General features: G+C 71.7%; 4 protein-coding genes. All 4 read right to left on the bottom strand.

The annotated features are described in order from the left end of the window. Nucleotides 1-621, bottom strand: a 621-nt coding sequence (locus tag BN11_RS13365) for a glycosyltransferase family 4 protein (RefSeq protein WP_157044380.1), incomplete at its 3' end; no start/stop codon positions are given. Beyond that, on the bottom strand, nt 618-1,601 hold the full coding sequence (locus BN11_RS13360) for a glycosyltransferase family 2 protein (protein WP_048698438.1): 984 nt from the start codon (nt 1,599-1,601) through the stop codon (nt 618-620). The genes BN11_RS13365 and BN11_RS13360, both read right to left, overlap by 4 nt. A gap of 5 nt (nt 1,602-1,606) precedes the next feature. Further along, entirely contained in the window at nt 1,607-2,995 is a 1,389-nt protein-coding gene (locus tag BN11_RS13355) for a DUF2079 domain-containing protein (protein WP_157044149.1), read from the bottom strand. Next, on the bottom strand, nt 2,992-3,670 hold a 679-nt coding region (locus tag BN11_RS13350; protein WP_162213232.1), incomplete at its 5' end, for a glycosyltransferase 87 family protein. The genes BN11_RS13355 and BN11_RS13350, both read right to left, overlap by 4 nt.

Raw genomic sequence — 3,670 nt, 5'->3', positions numbered from 1 at the left:
GAGCGCGAGAAGCCGGGCCGGGCCGGCATACGGCTCGCGGGTCACCGGATTCCCACCCGGCAGGTGCGGCGGCAGGGCGGCGCTGCGCACCGTCTCGGCGCCGAGCGAACGGGCCAGGCTCGCCTGCTGCGGCGTGTGCACGAGCACCGCGTCGGTCTTCGCGAAGAGGCTCTTGACGAGCCGCTCGTCGCCCGGTCGCGGCTCGTGCGGCAGCACGTTGTGGGCGAGCACGACCAGCCGCGGCGGCGGCTCGCCCCCGGGAATGGCGGCGATCATCACCAGGTAGGCCGGGATCAGCTGCGGGATGACGTGCACGAAGACGACAAGGTCGTAGGCGCCCAGGCCGCGCCCGGCGCGCACCCACGAGTCGGGGCGATTCCACGCCAGGTCGCGGGTCGTGGGTTCGAAGAGCGGGGTCTCGGGGTGTTCGAGGTCGACGTTGACCTCGCCGGGATAGAGGAACCCGGGGTACATCCGCGACCACGAGAGCACCTCCACCTCGTGCCCGGCGTCGGCGAGCTGGTGCGCGAGTTCGGTCGTATGCACCGTCACGCCCCCCTTGACCGGGTGCGCCGGGCCGATGATCGCGACGCGCAGGGCGGCGCTGGAGGCGGGCGTCATACCCCGTCTCGGGAGCGCACGACGAGGTCGGCCAGCAGCGCCACGGCGCCGATGAGCAGCCCGCTGACCAGCAGCAACAGGGTGTTCGCCGGGAAGTAGAAGGGGTGGCGGATCATGTCGACCATGCCCTTGACGACGCCGATGCCGACCAGCCACAGGGCCAGCGGCATGAGCACCTTGAGCGGGTCGAAGTACATCACCATCCGCAGCACCTGCAGGATGTACTTGTAGGCGTCCTGGACGAAGTGGAACTTGCTCGTGCCGGCCCGTTTCGCATAACTCGTCGGCACATAGAGGATGTCGTGCTGGTTGGACAAGAAGGCGATCGTGATGGTCGTGACGCACGAGAACCCGGCCGGCAGCAGCCGCAGGTAGGGCAGGGCGACGCTGCGCCGGAAGGCGCGCAGGCCGGAGTTGAGGTCGGGGATCTTCTGGTTGGTCAGGCGCTCGGCGACCTTGCGGATCAGCCACTTCGCGGGCACTCGCGCCCACTTGTGCGTGCCCTCCTCGGTGGTGCGGGCCCCGACGACCTGGTCGTATGACGGGTCGTCGAGCAGCACCTGGACGAGCTCGGGGATGCGCTCGTTCTCGTAGGTCATGTCGGCGTCGGTCCACACGACGATCTCGCCATATGCCTGCTGGGTGCCGATGCGACGCGCGGTGCCGGAGCCGCCGTTGCGGCGGAAGGGCAGGATCCGGATGTTCGGGTAGTCCAGCTGCGCCTGCTTCAGCACCGCGAGCGTGTTGTCGGTGGAGGCGTCGTCGATGCAGAACAGCTCGTAGGTCAGGCCGCTGGCAAGCATGACCGCGGTGATGCGCTCGATCTCCTGCAGCACGTGTTCGCCCTCGTTGTAGCAGGGCAGCACGATCGTGACGGTCGGGGCCGACGCCGGCGCGGGCGCCTCGGGGTGGGGTGCGGCTGCGGGCACTTCGGTCGGGGGCGCCGGGGTGCCCGGGGCGGGGGTGACGAGCTCGGTCATTGTGGCTACGAGGGTACCTTCCGCGGCAGCGCGTTCCGGGCGTCCCACGCGGGACACCCCTTCGCGCCGGTCGCCGCGAGGACCAGGGGGTCGACACCCACCTGCGCCTTGCCGGCGAGCCACTGATCCTTCTGCGCGACGGTGCCGGACAGATCGCCCTGGGCCGGCTGCATGATCACCCAGCAACTCGTCGTCTCCGGCGTGAGGGCCAAGGTGCCCTGCCGGTCGATCGAGAACATCGACGCGTGCCGGTCGGGCGGGACGTAGGCGCCGACGGACTGGTCGGCCGCGAGCGTCCCTGCGGCGGGGATCGTGGTCAGGAGCATCGACACGACCACCTCCTTCTCCGGCCTGTTGAGGGGGTCGGCGCGCCACGGCCTCTCCCCGATGGCGGTGCCGAGCCCGACGGCGGCCATGGCACCGACCACCAGGGCGCGGCGCGGCAGCATCCGCCCCTCCCGTTGCACGGCGGCGATCAGGACGAGGGCTCCCACGATGCCGGTCAGGACGTCGTAGTGGAACTCGGGCACCCAGTAGTTGCGGTTGCCCGAGAGGCTGCGCCACACGATCCCGGGCACCGCGACGAGCAGGAGTGGGTCGCGCACGACGAGGCCGGCCGCACCCAGGAGCATCACCGCCGGCAGGGCCCGGGCGGGGTCCAGGCCGCCGAACGACTCGGTGACGTAGCCGTAATAGGCGCTCCCCGAGCCCCGCACCCACCAGATGACGGCGTTGCTGGCGACGAAACCGGCGACCCCGAGCGCCAGGAGGAGCCCGCTCTGGCGCAGGCGACGGTGCACGAGATACCAGGCCAGCGCCGCGCCGGCGATGATGAGCCCGGAGTCCTCTTTGACGAGCAAGCAGGCGAGCGACCAGCCCGCGACGGCACGGAACCGGGCGCGATAGAGGGCGATTCCCAGACCGGCATACATCGGCGCGCCGAGGGCGGTCTCGTGCGGGGCGGCGATGGCCGCCGAGAGCAGCGGGAGCCCGGAGACGAGCGCGGCGAGCACGGCCGCGGCACGGAACGACTCCCCCAGCCGCTCCCGGGCGAAGGCGGCAATCATGCCGACCGCGATGCCCAAGGTCACGGCCTGCATCACGAGCAACGAGCGCGGATCGGGCCACAGCTTCCACGCGAGCCCGAAGAGCGCGGTGATGGGGCTGAAGTGGTCGGCGAACAGGCTGCCCCCCTTGATCGCCGACACCGGCCCGTGACCGCTCGCCCACCCCTCCGCTCCTTGGGTGAATATCCCCAGGTCGTAGGCACCCGCCATGCTGCGGGCGTACCGCACCATCCCGATGTCGGCATACAGCACGAACGCCACCCCCGCCCACGCGAGCGCCCACAACACCCCCCGCACCCGCAACGACCCCGGAGCCGGCGCCGTCACGCCCGCTCCCCCGTCGAGACAGCAGTTCCGGCGATGTCGGCGACCGCCAGGGCAAAGAGGACGAGCAGGCTGAGCGGGCGCAGGCTCTGCACGAGCGCCGAGGCGGGGCGGCCGAAGTGGTCGAGGGCGATGTGCATCAGCGGGGGCATCCACAGGGCGAGGCAGACCAGACCCGCCAGCCGGTATGCGGTGCGGCGGCGTTGGATGGCCAGGCAGGCGGCGACGGGGGCGAAGAGGGCGTGGTGGGTCCAGGCGACCGGAGTCACCGCGAGCGTGATCAGGCCGCCGGCAGCGGCGACCAGGACCCGATCGCGACTGTCGTCGAGGGTGCGGCCGCGGGCCCGGCGCACGAGGAGGGCAAGCAAGACCAGCCCGGTGCCGCCGGCGGCGAGGGCCGGCCAGGGGTCGCCGACCCGCCAGTGGGCGAGCAGGCCGGCGACGGAGATATTGGAGATGCTGTCGAGCGCGCCGACGCGGGAGGTGTCCGGGAGGACTTTCGTCAGGTAGTCCCAGGTCAGGCGGGGGCCGAGCAGGAGCCCGGCGCCGAGCAGGGTGGCTGCGGTGACGATCGCGATCAGCAGTCGGCGCCGTTCGCGCGGGTTGGGGTGGCCGAGCAGCGGCAGGGCCATCAGCGCGGGGGTGAGCTTCGTGGCCGCGGCGAGCGCGAGCAGCCCG

It is taken from the genome of Nostocoides australiense Ben110, from assembly GCF_001050535.1.
GTDB classification, from domain to species: Bacteria; Actinomycetota; Actinomycetes; order Actinomycetales; family Dermatophilaceae; genus Nostocoides_A; species Nostocoides_A australiense.
Note: the sequence above shows the minus strand (reverse complement) of the source record. Positions and strands in the feature narration are given on the sequence as shown.